Origin of the sequence: Streptomyces sp. NPDC007162 (genome assembly GCF_040634175.1) — a bacterium.
Classification (GTDB): Bacteria; Actinomycetota; Actinomycetes; order Streptomycetales; family Streptomycetaceae; genus Streptomyces.
Genome location: NZ_JBEYFC010001065.1, coordinates 1 through 1,066, shown reverse-complemented (window position 1 = coordinate 1,066; position 1,066 = coordinate 1). Strand labels below are relative to the sequence as shown.

The 1,066-nt window shown below is 68.0% G+C and carries 2 protein-coding genes; both read left to right on the top strand.

Annotated elements, in window-relative coordinates; all coding sequences use genetic code 11:
• Positions 1 to 258 (top strand): transporter substrate-binding domain-containing protein (locus ABZ646_RS47180; protein ID WP_360534093.1); only part of this gene is annotated, 258 nt, incomplete at its 5' end.
• Positions 255 to 1,066 (top strand): amino acid ABC transporter permease (locus ABZ646_RS47175; protein ID WP_360534090.1); only part of this gene is annotated, 812 nt, incomplete at its 3' end. The genes ABZ646_RS47180 and ABZ646_RS47175, both read left to right, overlap by 4 nt.

Sequence of the window (1,066 nt, the reverse complement as noted above, 5' to 3'; positions counted from 1 at the left end):
GTGAAGGCCGACATCATCGACTACCCGGTGGTCCAGGGCTGGCTCAAGGACAAGGCCAACGCGGACGCCTTCCGGCTCGCGGGCAACATCAACACCGGTGAGCAGTACGGCTTCACGGTGAAGAAGGGCAACACCAAGCTGCTCGCGGCCGTCAACAAGGCGATCTCCGACGCCAAGGCCGACGGCACGTACAAGAAGCTGTACGAGAAGTGGATCGGCCCGTACGACGCGAAGGCCGCGTCACCCGCCGCCTCATGACCGCCGCCGACACCGAACTCCAGCCGCGCCGCAAGGGCCTGAGCCGGCGGCAGAAGCGCAGCCTGTCGCGCGGGGCGCAGTACGTCGTCTTCGTGGCCGCCGTGATCGCCTTCGCGGTCGGTGCCGACTGGGGCCGGCTGCGGAACCAGTTCGCCCAGTGGGACATCGCCCGGCAGATGTTCCCGGACGTCATCACGCTCGCGCTGAAGAACACCGTGCTCTACACGCTGTCCGGCTTCGTCGTCGGACTGGCCCTCGGCATGGTGATCGCGCTGATGCGGCTGTCGTCGGTGGGTCCCTACCGCTGGCTGGCCGGCGTCTACATCGAGATCTTCCGCGGCCTGCCCGCCCTGCTGATCTTCATCTTCATCGGGGTCGCCGTCCCGCTCGCCTTCCCCGGCACGGAGATCATCGGCGGCACCTACGGCAAGGTGGCCCTCGCCCTCGGCCTGGTCGCCGCCGCCTACATGGCCGAGACCATCCGCGCGGGCATCCAGGCGGTCCCCAAGGGCCAGCTGGAAGCGGCCCGTTCGCTCGGCTTCTCACCCGCCCGCGCCATGGTCTCGATCGTCATCCCGCAGGCCTTCCGGATCATCCTCCCGCCCCTGACCAACGAACTGGTGCTGCTCTTCAAGGACTCCTCCCTGGTCCTCTTCCTGGGCGTCACCCTGGAGGAGCGCGAACTGTCCAAGTACGGCCGCGACCTGGCCAGTACGACCGCCAACTCCACGCCCATCCTCGTCGCCGGCCTGTGCTACCTGCTGGTCACGATCCCGCTCGGCTTCGTCGTGCGCCGCATGGAGGCCAA